The sequence below is a fragment of the Sphaerimonospora cavernae genome, assembly GCF_042435035.1.
GTDB lineage: Bacteria > Actinomycetota > Actinomycetes > Streptosporangiales > Streptosporangiaceae > Sphaerimonospora > Sphaerimonospora cavernae.
Genome location: NZ_JBHMQT010000035.1, coordinates 13,694 through 28,997 on the forward strand (window position 1 = coordinate 13,694; position 15,304 = coordinate 28,997).

12 protein-coding genes are annotated in these 15,304 nt (G+C 67.9%); 9 read left to right on the forward strand and 3 right to left on the reverse strand.

Going from position 1 to position 15,304, the window contains the following annotated elements; all coding sequences use genetic code 11:
• Positions 1-11: 11 nt before the first annotated feature.
• On the reverse strand, positions 12-1,250 hold the full coding sequence (locus tag ACFHYQ_RS16195; RefSeq protein WP_394301982.1) for an acyl-CoA dehydrogenase family protein: 1,239 nt from the start codon (positions 1,248-1,250) through the stop codon (positions 12-14).
• 302 nt (positions 1,251-1,552) lie between these two features.
• Between ACFHYQ_RS16195 and ACFHYQ_RS16200 the strand changes: the two genes are divergently transcribed.
• The 7 genes from ACFHYQ_RS16200 (at position 1,553) to ACFHYQ_RS16230 (ending at position 9,762) form a co-directional block, all read left to right on the forward strand.
• Complete coding sequence (locus ACFHYQ_RS16200; RefSeq protein WP_394301983.1) at positions 1,553-2,011, forward strand: SRPBCC family protein; 459 nt, start codon at positions 1,553-1,555, stop codon at positions 2,009-2,011.
• Between the two features lie 134 nt (positions 2,012-2,145).
• Positions 2,146-2,919: a class I SAM-dependent DNA methyltransferase gene (locus ACFHYQ_RS16205; RefSeq protein ID WP_394301984.1), complete on the forward strand. Its 774-nt coding sequence runs from the start codon at positions 2,146-2,148 to the stop codon at positions 2,917-2,919.
• Positions 2,920-2,932: 13 nt separating this feature from the next.
• On the forward strand, positions 2,933-4,060 hold the full coding sequence (locus tag ACFHYQ_RS16210; protein ID WP_394301985.1) for a DegT/DnrJ/EryC1/StrS family aminotransferase: 1,128 nt from the start codon (positions 2,933-2,935) through the stop codon (positions 4,058-4,060).
• 85 nt (positions 4,061-4,145) lie between these two features.
• Positions 4,146-5,366, forward strand: coding sequence for a methyltransferase domain-containing protein (locus ACFHYQ_RS16215; RefSeq protein WP_394301986.1), 1,221 nt, complete (start codon positions 4,146-4,148; stop codon positions 5,364-5,366).
• Between the two features lie 182 nt (positions 5,367-5,548).
• Positions 5,549-6,727, forward strand: coding sequence for an acyltransferase family protein (locus ACFHYQ_RS16220; protein WP_394301987.1), 1,179 nt, complete (start codon positions 5,549-5,551; stop codon positions 6,725-6,727).
• A 58-nt stretch (positions 6,728-6,785) separates the two neighbouring features.
• A complete protein-coding gene (locus ACFHYQ_RS16225) occupies positions 6,786-8,423 on the forward strand; it encodes an MFS transporter (protein WP_394301988.1) in 1,638 nt (545 codons plus the stop codon).
• Positions 8,424-8,514: 91 nt separating this feature from the next.
• A complete protein-coding gene (locus tag ACFHYQ_RS16230) occupies positions 8,515-9,762 on the forward strand; it encodes a cytochrome P450 family protein (protein WP_394301989.1) in 1,248 nt (415 codons plus the stop codon).
• A 131-nt stretch (positions 9,763-9,893) separates the two neighbouring features.
• On the opposite strand, the gene ACFHYQ_RS16235 is transcribed toward ACFHYQ_RS16230, so the two are convergent.
• Both ACFHYQ_RS16235 and ACFHYQ_RS16240 read right to left on the reverse strand, forming a co-directional pair.
• Complete coding sequence (locus ACFHYQ_RS16235; RefSeq protein WP_394301990.1) at positions 9,894-10,883, reverse strand: NAD-dependent epimerase/dehydratase family protein; 990 nt, start codon at positions 10,881-10,883, stop codon at positions 9,894-9,896.
• On the reverse strand, positions 10,880-12,226 hold the full coding sequence (locus tag ACFHYQ_RS16240) for a nucleotide sugar dehydrogenase (protein ID WP_394301991.1): 1,347 nt from the start codon (positions 12,224-12,226) through the stop codon (positions 10,880-10,882). The genes ACFHYQ_RS16235 and ACFHYQ_RS16240 overlap by 4 nt, the downstream gene beginning before the upstream one ends.
• 384 nt (positions 12,227-12,610) lie before the next feature.
• Between ACFHYQ_RS16240 and rfbH the strand changes: the two genes are divergently transcribed.
• Together rfbH and ACFHYQ_RS16250 are read left to right on the forward strand one after the other, a co-directional pair.
• The gene (rfbH, locus tag ACFHYQ_RS16245) at positions 12,611-13,915 is read left to right on the forward strand and encodes a lipopolysaccharide biosynthesis protein RfbH (protein WP_394301992.1); all 1,305 of its coding nucleotides are present in this window, start codon (positions 12,611-12,613) and stop codon (positions 13,913-13,915) included.
• Positions 13,916-13,973: 58 nt separating this feature from the next.
• Entirely contained in the window at positions 13,974-15,290 is a 1,317-nt protein-coding gene (locus ACFHYQ_RS16250; protein WP_394301993.1) for a nucleotide disphospho-sugar-binding domain-containing protein, read from the forward strand.
• Positions 15,291-15,304: the final 14 nt, after the last annotated feature.

Here is a 15,304-nt window from a genome sequence, read left to right on the forward strand (position 1 = left end):
CTCATCTGGGTCTACTCGATGCCGAACCGGGCCCGGGCCAGCTCGCGCTTGGCGATCGTGGCGAGGAAGGTCGACACACCGGCATGCGTCTGGAACATGGACATGTCACGCCAGATGCGCTCGATGCGCTCGCCGTGGCGCACCGCGCTCGAACCGGCGGTGGGGAACAGGTGCTGTTCGACGGCGTGCCAGCAGAGCCTGACCACCTCGTCGCAGATCGCCGCTATCCGCATCTCCCGCTCCTTGGTGACCGCGGCCGGACCGCGGGCGCAGGTCTCCCGCCACTGCCGGACGGAATCGAGGAACGCGGCCTCCGCCGTGGCGATCATGCCGGCGGCCTGGCCGTACCGGAGCTGGTAGTCCGGATCCTCCGTGCGCGGCACGATCGGCGGGAAGGGAGTCGTCCGCGTGCGCATGACGGCCTCGTACGCGTCGAGCGCGCCCTGCGCCATCCCCAGCGCGAGGACGGCGTCCTCCATCACCATGAAACTGAGCTGGCCGCCGCCGTACTCGGGGTTCTCGTGAAGGATGTGCCCCGGCGTCTCCTCCGTGACCGTGATCTGGCTCAGGTGGCCGCTGAGGGTGAGGTGGTCGGGGATGAGCGCGCCGTCGATCCGGACGCTGTGTGATCCGCTGCCCTTGAGGCCAAGGGCCCGCCCCCAGTCGTCAAGCCGGGTCCACTGGTCGCGCCGGGCGACGAACAGCATCGGCGCGGGCTCGCCCCCGTCTTCGGGCGCAACCATCGCGTGCCCCATGAAGTGGGTGGCGTACGGCGCGCCGGAGCAGTAGCCCCAGACCCCGCTGACCAGCCAGTTCCCGTCGGCCGTCCGCTCGGCCGTGCCGCCGGGGACGACCGTCGCCGGGCAGATGAAGTCACCGGAGGCGAAGAGTTCGTCCTGGGCCCGCTCCCCGAGGAGCGTGGCCACCGCGAGCGCGTGCGAGGCGCCCAGGCAGAACATCCAGCCGGTCGAGGGGCAGCCGCGGGTGAGCGCCATCGTCACCCGCATGAACGCGTCGATTCCGAACTCGTAGCCGCCGTACCGGCGAGGCACCAGGATCCGGTAGAAGCCCGCCCGCGCGAACTCCTCGTGCGTGTCCTGGCCGTAGTAGGTGCGCCGTTCGGTCTCGGCCTGGCGTGCCACCAGAGCGGGCACGAGGGCCTCGGCCCGCGCCACCATCTCCGCCGGCGTGAGATCGGGCTCGGGCGGGGCGGGGAAGGGGCGTTCGGGAATACTCGCGATGACTCCCATTTTTTCGCCGTTCCTCATGAACTCGTCGTCTTTGGCATGTTGTCAGCGTCACATTCGTCCTCTCCTTCGTGCTTCTCACAAGTTGCGTTCCGGGTGTGGTTTCGCACCCCCTGTCCAGATATCTCGCCGAGCTCGGCGAGGGAGAGCAATATGGAATAAGACCTGGGCGTGGATAATCGCAAGAATCGGGTTGTGGTCGGCTCGCTGACTATAGGATCTTCACACGACGTCGAGGCCGATCAGCGGATCGGCCTCGACTTGCAAGCAGGCCATCGTTCCCACGCTCAGAAAGGACCGACACTATGACGGAAACGGCGGGCAACAGGATCGAGATCACTCGAACCTTCGACGCGCCGCGCGAACTGGTGTACGCGGCCTGGACGGAGCCGAAGCACTTCACCCACTGGTGGGGCGCACCGCTTGACACGATCAGCATGGACGTCCGGCCCGGCGGTGAGTGGCGTGCGACCATCGTCGTCGACGAGCAGACCCAGGTTCCGTTCGCCGGCGTCTATCGCGAGGTCGTGCCGAACGAGCGGCTCGTCTACACCCTCCTGGACCTGAGCGGCAGGAACCCGGAGGCCGCCGAGCAGCAGGGCGACGGTGAGGAGGTGACGGTCTCCTTCAAGGACGTCGACGGCGGGACCGAGATGACCTTCGTCCAGGTCGGCAGCCTTCCCGACGACGAGGTTCCCAGGGCGACCGAAGGCTGGGGGTTCTTCTTCGCCGCTCTTGAGGAGCACCTCGCGAAGAGCAAGTGATTCCGGCGGACGGGGGCCGCGACGCCTCCTCCGTGACGCGGTGAAGCGGGCGGTCGCGACCTGTTCGCTTCCACCGTTTCACCGTTTCACCGTGTAGCCGGGCATCTGCGGCCCCTGTCCGATCAGGAGGATCGGTGACCACTGACACCATCGCGGGAGAGAACGCCGACGCCGTGACGCGTTCGGCCAATGTCTACGGGGACGAGGTCAGCGGGATCTACGACCTCCTTTATCAGGGGCGGGGCAAGGACTACGCCACGGAGGCCCGGCTCATCGCGGAACTGGTGCGCGAGCATGCCCCGCACGCGGCGTCCCTGCTCGACGTGGCCTGTGGCACGGGGGAGCACCTCAAGACCTTGCGGACGATGTTCGACCATGTCGAGGGGATCGAACTCTCCGACGCCATGCGTGGACAGGCGCGGCGCAAGCTTCCCGGCGTCGCCGTGCACTCCGGCGACATCCGCGACTTCGACCTCGGCCGGGGCTTCGACGCGGTCTGCAGTCTCTTCGGCACCGTCGGATATATGACCGGCGGGCCGGAACTCGACGCCGCGGTGACGACGATGGGACGGCATGTCGCTCCCGGTGGCGTGCTGATCGTCGAACCGTGGTATTTCCGGGAGAATTTCGTCTCCGGGCACATCGGGGATGACATCGTGCGCGAGGAGGGCCGTACGGTGGCCCGGGTGGCGCGGTCGGAGCGCATCGGCGATGTCGTCCAGGTGCGGGCGCACTACATCCTCGCCGACGGCACCGGCATCCGGAACTTCGAGCACGTCCAGGTCATGAGCCTGTTCGGGCGCGACGACTATGCGGCCTCCTTCGAACGTGCCGGCTTCTCCGCCACCGTGGTCGAGCTGGGAGACCTGCTCTCCGGCCGCGCGCTGCTCGTCGGCGTGCGGCGGTGACCGGGGACGCCCGATGATCCCGTTGTTCAGGACGGCGGTCGCCCCGGACGCCGCCGATCGGGTGACCGAAGTGCTGCGCAGCGGCCTGCTCGGCCACGGACCCAGGACCGAGGAGTTCGAGGCGGCACTTGCGGCCCGCGTGGGCAACCCGCATCTCGCGGTGGTGAACAACGGCACCTCCGCGCTGCACCTGGCCCTGCGGTTGGCGATCGGGCGGGATCAGGCCGCGGACGATGGGGCACCCGGAGAGGTGTTGAGCACTCCGCTCACCTTCGAGGCCACCAACTGGAGCATCCTCGCCAACCACCTGCGCATCAGATGGGTGGACGTCGATCCCGCCACGCTGAACATGGATCTCGATGATCTGGCCGAGAAGATCTCCCCGGCCACCCGGGCCGTGATGGTGGTGCACTGGGGCGGCTGCCCCGTCGACCTCGTCCGGCTCCGGCGCGTTCTCGACGAGGCCGAGGCGGCGTACGGCGTGCGCCCGCCGGTCATCGAGGACTGTGCGCAGGCGTGGGGGGCGATCTGTCATGGACAGCCGCTGGGCAACCATGGCAACTACTGCGCGTTCAGCTTCCACGCGACGAAGCACCTCAGCTGCGGCACCGGGGGGATGCTCGTCCTGCCGGGCCGGGAGTCGCTGCCGCGCGCCCGGCTTCTACGGTTCTTCGGCATCGACCGGCAGGCCGACCGGGTGAACGCCGACTACGACGTGGCCGAGTGGGGTTACAACTTCTACCTCAACGAGATAGGCGCCGCGATCGGACTGGCGAACCTGGCGACGGTGGACGAGCGGGTCCGCCTGCACCGGGAGAACGCGGCGTTCTACGACCGGGAGCTGGCCGGTGTGCCCGGGCTGGAGCTCACCGCGCGGACGGAAGGGCTGGAGTCGTCGTTCTGGCTGTATCCGGTCAAGGTCGAAGATCGTGTTTCGTTCATCGGGAAGATGGCCGCCGCGGGGATCACCGTGAGCGCGGTGTGCCGCCGGAACGACGCGCACAGTTGCGTGGCCTCCGCCCGGGCGTCGCTGCCGGGCACGGACGCGGTGCAGGACCGCGTCGTCCACATTCCCGTGGGCTGGTGGCTGTCGGACGAGGACCGGGCGTACATCGCGGAAACCGTGAGATCCGGGTGGTAGCCGGATCCGTCGATATATTCGGATTGTTTCGTCGTGCCGCAAGCATCGATAAGAGTTCGCTGTCAAATGCCCTTAGCATTGTTTCATGGATAACAGGTGCCGGATCTGCGATGGCATGGTCAAAGGGGCGGTCGACCTGGGCATGCAACCACGTGCCAATGCCTTTCCCCTGCCGGGGGAGACATCCGATGAATTCTTCTTCCGGCTGACGGTGGGAATGTGTGACTCGTGCACGATGGTCCAACTGCTGGAGGATATCCCGCAGGAGGTCAGATATCACGATGGGTATCCCTACCACGCCTCCGGATCGGCGGGGCACCGCCGACACTTCGAGGGCATCGCGGAGACCTTCCTCGAGGCGGAGTTGACCGGCCGGGATCCGTTCATCGCCGAGATCGGGAGTAACGACGGGGTCATGCTCGCGAAGATCGCCGAAGCGGGCGTGCGGCACCTGGGCGTCGAGCCTTCCCGGGAGGTGGCCGAGCTCTCGATGTCCAGGGGAGTGCAGGTGCTGCCCGAGTTCTTCGACGAATCGACGGCCGAGCGCATATGCGCCGAACACGGGCACGCGGACGTCGTCTTCGGGGCCAACGCCATCGCGCACATCTCCCATCTCGCCTCCGTGCTCCGCGGCGTCGAAAGACTGCTGGCACGCGACGGGGTGTTCGTCTTCGAAGAGCCTTATCTGGGCAGCGTCGTGGCGCAGACCGCGTTCGACATGCTCTACGACGAGCACTCGTTCGTGTTCTCAGTCAGAGCGATCCAGGCCGCGGCCGAGCGCTTCGGACTCGAACTCGTGCGGGTCGAGCACGTGCCGTTGCACGGCGGATCGATGCGTTACACGCTGGCCCGGCCGGGCCAGCGCCCGGTCTCCCCTGCCGTGCACGAGTGGCGTGGCCTGGAGGACGCCGGACGGCTCGCTGAGCACGCCACGCTGGAGGATTTCGGACGCCGGGCGCGGCGGATCGGTGACGACCTCGCCGGGCTGCTCGGGGACCTGCGTGCGAAGGGCCACAGGGTCGTCGGGTACGGCGCGCCGGCGAAGGCCGCCACGGTGACCAACTACTGCGGAATCGGTCCCGACGTGGTGCCCTTCGTGTGCGATTCCACGCCGTCCAAGCAGGGACGCGTCATCGCCGGGACGCACATCCCGGTGAAGTCACCGAAGGCGTTTTCCGATGATTATCCGGATTATGCGCTGCTTTTCGCCTGGAATCACGCGGAGGAGATCATGGCCAAGGAGCGGAAGTTCTCCGAGCGAGGCGGACGGTGGATTCTCTACGTTCCCGAGGTGCACATCGTCTGAGTGGATGACGCGCCACGGGCGGTGGGCCGCGTCGGTACGGCGAAGCGGAGCCACACACGAGGTCAGCACATGGAGAGATGCGCCTGCCCATGGTGGACGCCAATCATGTTGCCGAGATTCCGAGATCGCCCTGGGCCCGGGTTCCTCCTCCCTCAGGCGGTCTGAGAGAAAGGAAACCTGCCGTGACCGTGGCAATGTCGCGCAGCCACACCGACGCACCGAGTGAACGCCGCCCAGATCTGCCGGCGTTGACCGGGATGCGTTTCATCGCCGCGCTGCTGGTCTTCATGAGCCATCTCGTGTTTCCGTTGACAATGGCAGACCAGGATCCGGCGACGCCCTTCAGTGATCCGGTCCTCAGCGAGAGGATGATGTGGTTCTTCTTCCCGGCCGGGACGATGGCGCTCTCCTTCTTCTTCATCCTCAGCGGGTTTGTCATCACCTGGTCGGCCCGCCCGGGAGAGCGGGTGCGGGAATACTACCGCCGCCGGATGGTGAAGATCCTGCCGAACCACGTGGTGACCTGGGCTCTCGCGATGCTCCTGTTCGCCGGCGCCTACACGCCGCTGTGGGGACTGCCGAACCTGCTGCTGGTCAACGCTTTCTCCCCCGATCCCGCGCTGTGGGGCGGGGCCAACATGCCGGCCTGGTCGCTGGGCCCGGAGATGTTCTTCTACCTGCTGTTCCCGCTGCTGATCATCCTGATCGGGAAGATCTCCGAGCGCAGGCTGTGGCCATGGACGGGAGCAGTCGTCGCCGGCATGGTGGCGATCTGCCTGATCACCGTTTTCGTCATCAGTGACGCCGACAGGTTTCCCGGCGAGGAACTGGCGCTGACGCAGTTCTGGTTCAGCTACATGTTCCCGCCGTCGCGCCTGATCGAGTTCGTCTTGGGCATGCTGATCGCCCGCATCGTGATGAGCGGCCGGTGGCCGCGGATCGGCGCGGCTCCCGCCGCGGTCCTGCTGGCGCTCGCGTACGTCGCGACGCTGTGGGTGCCCGCGCCATACGACCAGTCGCTTGTGACGGCTGTCCCGTTCGGCCTGCTCGTCGGCTCCCTGGCCACCGCCAACCTGCTGGGACGCAAGACGGTGATGGGCAGCGGGCCGATGGTCTGGCTGGGCCGGGCGTCATTCGGCTTCTTCATGACCCAGTCGGTGGTGCTCTTCTATCTTCGTCCGAAGGTGCTCGGTGCCGCCGAGTACGGAGTCCTCGGCGGCATCCTGCTCATCGCCGGGCTCATCCTCACGAACATCGTCGCCGGATGGCTGCTGTTCAGGCTGGTGGAGGAGCCCGCGATGCGCCGTTGGAGTCGCCCGAGGAACGTGATGAAGGAGACCCGGCAGGCACCCGGCCGATAGTCGGTCGCCGACGTGACCTGCCATGACCGGCGGCCGGAAACGATGAGAAAGGATCGCAATGGAAGCGAACACCGAAGCGGGGTCCGCCGTGCGGGCAGGCGCGCGGGAATGGCTGGGGCTGGCTGTACTCGCCCTGCCCACGCTGCTCCTGTCCCTCGACATGAGCGTCCTGTATCTGGCGTTGCCGCACCTGGGCGGCGAACTGGGCGCCACCGGCACCCAGCAGCTCTGGATCACCGACATCTACGGCTTCTTCATCGCCGGCTTCCTGGTGACGATGGGAACCCTCGGTGACCGCATCGGCCGTCGCAGGCTGCTCCTGATCGGCGCGGCGGCGTTCGCCGCCGCCTCGGTCATGGCCGCCTACGCCACCTCGCCCGAGATGCTGATCGTCGCCAGGGCGCTGCTCGGCATCGCCGGCGCGACCCAGATGCCCTCAACCATGGCGCTGCTCGCCACGATGTTCCGGGATCCCCGGCAGATGGGCACCGCGATCGCCGTCTGGATGAGCTGCTTCATGGGCGGCATGGCGCTCGGTCCGGTGATCGGCGGCGTGCTGCTGCAGAGCTTCTGGTGGGGCTCGGTGTTCCTGCTCGCGGTGCCGGTCATGGGGCTGCTGCTCATCGCCGGACCGATACTGCTCCCCGAGTACCGCGACACCGGCGCGGCCCGCCTCGACATGACCAGCGTGGCGCTGTCGCTGGGCACGATCCTGCCGTTGATCTACGGCCTCAAGGAGCTGGCGAGGAGCGGCTGGCAGGCGTCGTCCGTCGTGGCCATCGCCGCGGGCGCCGTCATCGGTGTGATCTTCGTACGGCGGCAGCACAGGCTCGCTGATCCGCTTCTCGATCTGGGCCTGTTCCGGCATCGCACGTTCAGCGCCGCCCTGGTGATCATGCTGCTCGGAGGGGTCGCTAACGGCAGCTATCTGCTGGTCAGCATCTTTCTCCAGACGGTCGAGGGCCTGACGCCGCTGCAGGCGGGACTGCTGCTGCTGCCCTCGACCGCCGCGACGATCGGCAGCGTCCTGCTGGCCCCGATGCTCGGACGCAGATTCCGCCCTGCTCACATCATGGCCTCCGGGCTTGTGCTCACCACGGTCGGCTACCTGATGCTGACCCAGGTGGACGGCTCGTCCGGGCTCGCAGTCGTGGTGACGGGTCTTATCGTCGCCGCCACCGGGCTCGGCCCGATGGGCGCGCTGGGCAACGGATTGGTCCTCGGATCCGTTCCGGCCGAGAAAACCGGCGCGGCATCCGCGATCTCCGAAACCAGTGGCGAGTTCGGGATCGCGCTCGGCGTGGCAGCCTTGGGCAGTGTGGGCACCGCGGTCTACCAGGGTGGGATCGACGTTCCCTCGGGGTTGCCCGCAGCGGCGGCCGACAGCGCGCGCGAGAGCATCGTCGGCGCGGTGACCGTCGCCGACCAGTTGCCGCAGGATCTCGGCTCCCAACTGCTGGACGCCGCCTACCGGGCGTTCAGCACCGCGGTGAACTCCGCCGCCGCGGTCAGCGCCCTGATCGTCCTGGGGCTCTCCGTCCTGACGATCGTCACGCTCAGGCATGTGCCGCCCACGGGCTCGCCGGAAGCCGGCCAGGACGAGATCTCCCAGAACGAGACAGCTCAGGACGAGGCGGGCCAGGACGGTGGGGCGGACGGGCTTCCGGCTCCGTCGTCCGGTGCCGTGCCCGCCTGATCACGCACCCCCGGGGTCATCCCCGAGGACACGACCCAGCACCCGAGTGCGTTCCACCGAACCGCTGTGCCACGAAACCCTGGAGGCATCCGTGGAAAGACGCTGCCCCGTCCTCGACACCACTGGCCGAGACATCCACGCAGAGACGGACTATCTGCGCACGCTGGGGCCCGCTACGCGGGTGGAGCTCCCCGGCGGCGTGATCGCCTGGTCGGTCAACACGCATGACGCCATCAGGAAGCTGCTGACCGATCCCAACGTCACCAAGAGTGCACGCAACCACTGGCCCGCCTTCATCAACGGTGAGATCCCGCCCGACTGGGAACTGATCAGCTGGATCGCCATGGACAACATGGTCACGGCGTACGGTAAGGATCACGTCCGGCTGCGGAGGCTGGTCGGCAAGGCGTTCACGCCGCGCCGGACCGAGGCGATCCGGCCGCGCATCGTCGAGCTCACCGCTCAACTCCTGGACGACCTGGCCGCGACCGCTCCGGGGGAGGTGGTCGACCTGCGGCAGTGGTTCGCCTACCCGCTGCCGGCCAGGCTGGTGGCCGATCTGATCGGCATGTCCGAGGAGGCTCGGGTCGAGACCGCCAAGGTGATCGACATGATGGTGGACACGACCGTCACCCCCGAGCAGGCCCAGGCCGTCCTCAGCGGCTGGCGGGGCGCGATGGAGGAGCTCATCGCCGAGAAGCGGCGCAACCCGGGTGAGGACATCACCAGCGACCTGGTCGCCGCGAGGGACGAGGACGGCACCCGTCTGTCGGAGGTCGAGCTGACCGACACGATCTTCGCGATCCTCGGTGCAGGCTCGGAGACCACCATCAACTTCTTCGACAACGCCATCACCTCGCTGCTCACCCATCCCGAGCAGCTCGATCTGGTCAGGACGGGACAGGCCACCTGGGACGACGTCATCGACGAGACGCTGCGGGTCGAGTCGCCGCTCGTGCATCTGCCGCTCCGCTACGCGGTCACCGACATCCACCTGGACGGCGTGACCATTCCCAAGGGCGATCCGATCCTCGTGAACTACAGCGCGGTGGGCCGTGATCCGGGGCTGCACGGCGGTGACGCCGGGCGCTTCGACATCACCCGTACGGAGAAGGAGCACCTGTCCTTCGGGTACGGCCCGCACTACTGCCTCGGCGCGGCTATCGCCCGAGTGGTGGCCACCGTCGGCCTGTCCGGGCTGTTCGAGCGGTTCCCCGAACTGAGCCTCGCGGTGTCGAAGGAAGATCTCCAGCCGCTGCCGACGTTCATCATGAACGGCCACCGGGCACTGCCGGTGCGGCTGACCGCGCAGGTGCCGGCGGGGGCGACCGCCGCCTGAGCGGGACAACGCAAAGGCGATCCGGCCGACGGGAACGTCGGCCGGATCGCCTGTTTTGTGAACCGGATGGCTCGCCCGCGAATCAGCGGGTCTCGCGAATCAGTTGGGTGACGTGCATCAGTGGGCGTGGATCAGTTGGCCGGCGCGCCGCTGTCCGGCAGGGCCAGCCACCACGGGTTGGCTTGCGCCCACTCGATCGTCTTGGCGAGCCCGTCCTTCAGCGACGTCTCGCATCTCCAGCCCAGAAGCGCGCGGGCCTTGGAGCTGTCGGGAATGCGCCGGGGCACGTCCTCATAACCCGATCCGAGCGTCGCGACGGTGTCCACCACGGTGGTGCGCGCACCGGTCAGTGAGGCCACCAGCCCGACCGCGTCCATAACGGCGCTTTCGTCCGAGCTGCCCAGATTGAACGACTCTCCCACGGCCGCCGGGTGGGAAGCGGCCAGCAGGGTGCCGGTGACGACGTCGTCCACGAAGGTGAAGCAGCGGGTCTGCTTGCCGTCGTCGTACAGCACGACCGGACGGCCGTTGAGTGCGCGGTGGACGCTCCGGCTCAGCGCGAAAGCCGGTCGCTGCCGCGGGCCGTACGCGTTGAAGTAGCGCACGATCGTGGCCCGCAGGCCGTGCTGGCGGTGGAACGCGAGCGTGAGGTGCTCGGCCAGCGCCTTGGCGGAGGAGTAGGCCCAGCGGTCGGCCGACGTGGGGCCGAGCACCCTATCGGCCCCCTCCGGCCACGGCACGGCGGGATTCTTGCCGAAGACCTCGCTGGTACTGGCGACGACGACCCGGGCGCCGGTGCGAGCGGCCTGGTCGAGGACGTTCCAGGTGCCCTGGAAGTTGACGGTCACGACGTCCAGCGGGCGTGACAGGTACTGGTCCACGCCGACGACGGCCGCCAGGTGGTAGACGACGTCCGCACCGCTGATCGCCGCGGTGAGCCTGTCCGGGTCGCGGACGTCTCCCCGTACGTGCCGGGCATGCGTCCGGGCGAGCGACTGGTCGTCCGGGATGGGGCCGGCGTCGAAGACGGTCACCTCGTCGCCGCGGCTGATCAACCGCTCCACCAGATGGCTGCCGATGAACCCGGCCCCGCCCGTCACGACCGCACGTATGGGACTCATCGCCCGATCCCTCGGTAGACGTACCCCAGCCGCCGAAGCTCGGCGATCTTTTCCTTGGGATAGTAGGCCCGCCCGTCGAGGACCAGGCAGGACGGCGCCACCGGCAGCGCGGCGAAGTCGAGGTCCGCGAACTCCCTGTGCAGAGCCATGACGGCGACGCAGTCCGCATCCCGCACGGCCTCCTCGACGCTCGCCACGGGAGTGAGATCCAGTCGCTCCTTGGCCTGGATCGGGTCGACCAGCGGGTCGTGCGCGCGGACCTGGGCCCCGGCCCTCTTCAAAGCCGCGATCACGCCTTCCACCGGCGTCGACCGCAGGTCACCTGTGTTGTTCTTGAACGCCAGGCCGAGGATGGCGATCGTGCTCGCGGCGGGTTCCTTGCCGGCCCTCGCCAGCTCGTCGAGGATGAGCCTCGCGGTGTACTCCGGCATCTCCGCGTTGATCTCGCGACCGAGAAGCGCGGTGCGGATCTCCAGGCCCTGCCGACGGGCGGTGTGCCACACCATCCACGGATCCTTCACGAGGCACGAGCCGCCGACGCCGACGCTGGGCAGCAGGATGTTCACCTTGCCGGCGCCCTTGGGAACGGTGTTGGCCGCCGTGATCACGTCCAGCACGTCCACGTCGAACGCCGCACAGAACTTGGCCAGCTCGTTCGCGAGCGCGATGTTGAGATCGATCCACCAGTTGTCTGCCAGCTTCACGATCTCGGCGGCTTCGGACGAGTCCAGCGGGATGACCGTGACGCCGAGCGCACGCCGCCAGAACTCCTCGGCCGCCGCCGTGCTGTCGGAGTTCACCCCGCCCACGATGATCGGCAGAGTGCGCAGCTCGCCCAGGGCCGTGCCTTCGGCGAAGCGCTCGGGGCAGAAGGCGAGCCCGAAGTGCTCTCCGGCGGTGAGCCCGCTTCGTTCCAGCAGCGGCCGCACCAGCCGCCGCGTGGTGCCGGGTGGCACGGTGCTCTTCACCAGCACCAGCTGGCCCTCGCGCAGGTGGGCGCCGAGCCGCAGACAGGCATCACGCAGCTGGTCGTCGAGCAGGGAGCCGTCCGGGCGCACGGGGGTGCTGACGGTGATGAGCACCACGTCGGCATCCCGGATGCGGGCGTAGTCGGCGGTGACCCGGAGCCGTCCGGCGCCGGTGGTGCTCCTGATCAGTTCGGGCAGCCCGTCCTCTTGGTACCGGCAGTGCCCGTTGGCCAGTTCGTCGATCAGAACGGCATCGATGTCCACGCCCGTGACGGTCCAGCCGCGGTCGGCCAGGATCGCCGCGATGCACGATCCGACGTAACCGAGTCCGACAACGGCGACTTTCGGGCCTTGCTGCTCAGGCAGGAATCGCATCGTCGCTCCCAATGCACAGTGAGATTGTTTTTCCCGTGCGATCAGGGCTATTTTCATTTTTTCAGCCCAATGGCCGCCCGGTCATGATCTTCCTTTGTTCATCGTCATTGTCGCGGCTGGCCTGCCGCATCTCCTGGGTTGCGGACTCGGATGAACGAGGAGGAGCGACGAAATCCGCCACAGCCGAGATGTAATTCTCGGGTGGAAATCCGGCCGATTACCGTCGACGTCCGCTCGGTGTGGCAATCCAGGAGATGCGGGGGCGGTGCTTCGAGCGGATGCTGGGACGGTGTGGCCGGAAAGGCGTTTCTTCTCTGCTCGGCGGATCGAGCGACCGCCGGAGGCGGAGCGGCGCACAGCCCATTCGACCATTAAGGACCAGAGATGAACGACCACAAGGCGCTGATTCTGGACGAGGTCCGCAAGTATCACGATGACGTCCAGACCGTCGGGGAATTCGTCCCCGGCGTCACCGAGATATGGCCGACCGGCGCGGTGCACGATGTGGCGGACCGGGTGGCACTGGTCGAGGCGGCTCTGGAACTGCGCGTCGCCGCCGGGCAGCGGGCGCGCAGGTTCGAGTCCGAGTTCGCTCGCAAGATGAAAAGGCGAAAGGCGCTCCTCACGACCTCGGGGTCGTCCGCCAACCTGCTGGCGGTCTCCGCGCTGACCTCGCAGCGGCTGCAGGACATGCGGCTGCGGCCGGGCGACGAGGTGATCACGGTCGCGGCCGCCTTCCCGACGACGGTGAACCCGATCCTGCAGAACGCCCTGGTGCCGGTCTTCGTCGACGTCGAGCTGGGCACTTACAACCCGACCGTGGACATGGTGGCGCGAGCGATCGGGCCGAAGACCAGGGCGATCATGATCGCTCATACGGTGGGCAATCCCTTCGACGTCGCGGACATGGCCCGGCTGGCGACCGAGCATGACCTTTTCCTCATCGAGGACAACTGCGACGCGGTCGGCTCCCGCTACGACGGCGAGCCCACGGGCACGTTCGGCGATCTGGCCACGGTGAGCTTCTATCCGGCCCACCACATGACGATGGGTGAGGGCGGCTGCGTCTTGACCTCGAACCTCGTGCTGGCGCGGGTGGTGGAGTCGCTGCGCGACTGGGGCCGCGACTGCTGGTGCGAGCCGGGCGAGAGCAACACCTGCCTCAAGCGCTTCGACTACCAGATGGGCACGCTGCCGCGAGGCTACGACCACAAGTACATCTACTCCCACGTCGGCTACAACCTGAAGGCCACCGAGTTGCAGGCCGCGCTCGGCCTGAGCCAGCTCGGCAAGCTCGACGACTTCTGCGCGGCCCGGCGACGGAACTGGCGGCGCCTGCGCGAGGGACTGGACGGCGTGCCGTACCTGCTGCTTCCCGAGGCGACCCCGCGCAGCGACCCCAGCTGGTACGGCTTCGTCATCACGGTCGATCCCGAGGCGCCGTTCGAGGCCTCGGAACTGGTCGGCTTCCTGGAAGCCCGCAAGATCGGCACGCGTCGGCTGTTCGCCGGCAACCTGGTCCGGCATCCCGCCTATGCGGACCAGCCGTACCGGATCGTCGGAGACCTCACCAACACCGACATCATCACCACCCAGACGTTCCATGTCGGCGTGTATCCGGGATTGACCGACGAGATGATCGACTACGTCGTCTCCTCCATCACCGAGTTCGTACGGGTGCGCGGGTGACCGCGCGCACCGGATGCCGTCTCCGCGCGAGACGAAGCATGTTCCGAGGGAGATCACAATGCGCGTAATGCTCGCCGTCTGGCCGCAGGTGTGCCACCTCTACCCGGTCGTTCCCTATGCTCAGGCGCTCCAGATCGCGGGGCACGAGGTCTGCGTCGCCTGTCCGCCGGGCGCGGCCGACGACATCGTGGCCGCCGGCCTGACCGCCGTCGTCTGCGGTGAACCGGAGACCCAGGGCTGGATCCGCGACGATCTCCCGCCCGACCTGGATGAGATGGAACGCCTGGCGAAGGTGCTGGAGATCACGCCCGCGGAACGTGACAGCTGGGACGTCTTCTTCCAGTACTACATGATGGGAGCGCGGTTCCACCTGCCCCCGCGGCCCAGTGCGCAGAACGAGGCGCTGGTCGAGTTCGCCCGGGTCTGGCAGCCGGATCTCGTCCTGTGGGACCCGTGGTTCCCGGCCGGGGCGGTGGCCGCGCGGGTGAGCGGCGCGGCGCACGCCCGGATGCTGATGAGCCCGGACTACAGCGGCTGGGCCGTCGAGAGGTTCGCTGGGTGGCGCGGCCAGGACGGTGCGGTGCCGCCGCGGAACCCGTTGGCCGAGGCGGTGCGGCCGCTGGCCGAGCGCTACGGCGTCGAGGTGGACGACGAACTGCTGGTCGGGCAGTGGACGATCGATCCCATGCCGGGAGAGATGCGCCTGTCGACCGGCATCGCCTCGCTCCCGGTCCGCTGGAGCCCCTACAACTCCGGAGGGGTGAAGCCGGCCTGGCTGTACGAGCGGCCGGAGCGGCCGCGGGTGGCCCTGTCCGTCGGGCTGTCGACCCGGACCTACCACAAGGGGGAGTGGCGTACCCCCAAGATTTTCGAAGCGGTCGCCGACTTGGACGTGGAGGTGGTCGCGACCCTGAACGCCGACCAACTGGAGGGGATCACCCGGATCCCCGGCAATGTGCGAACGGTCGACTACGTGCCGCTCCTCCAGCTTCTGCCCACGTGTGCGGTGAGCATCAACCACGGCTCAAGCGGCACCTTCTGGGCCTCGGTGGCCGCGAACCTGCCCCAGATTATCGCCGACACCGACGAACCCCAGCGGGTCGTGGTCAGCGACGGTGAGAACAGCAGGATGGCCGAGCGGCACATTCTCTCGCCGATCGCGGCGGCATACGTCATCGGGCACGGGGCCGGCCTGCGTCTGGACCACCAGACGCAGTCGGTGGAGGAGATCAGGTCGCGGATCCTCACCGTGCTGGAGGACCCGGCCTACCGGGAGGGCGCGGCCGCGATCCACGCCGAGTGGCTGGCCAAGCCGAGCCCGTCGGAGATCGTCCCCGACTTGGAGAAGCTCACCGCCCAGCATCGGCGGAACTGACCGAGAGGAAGGGG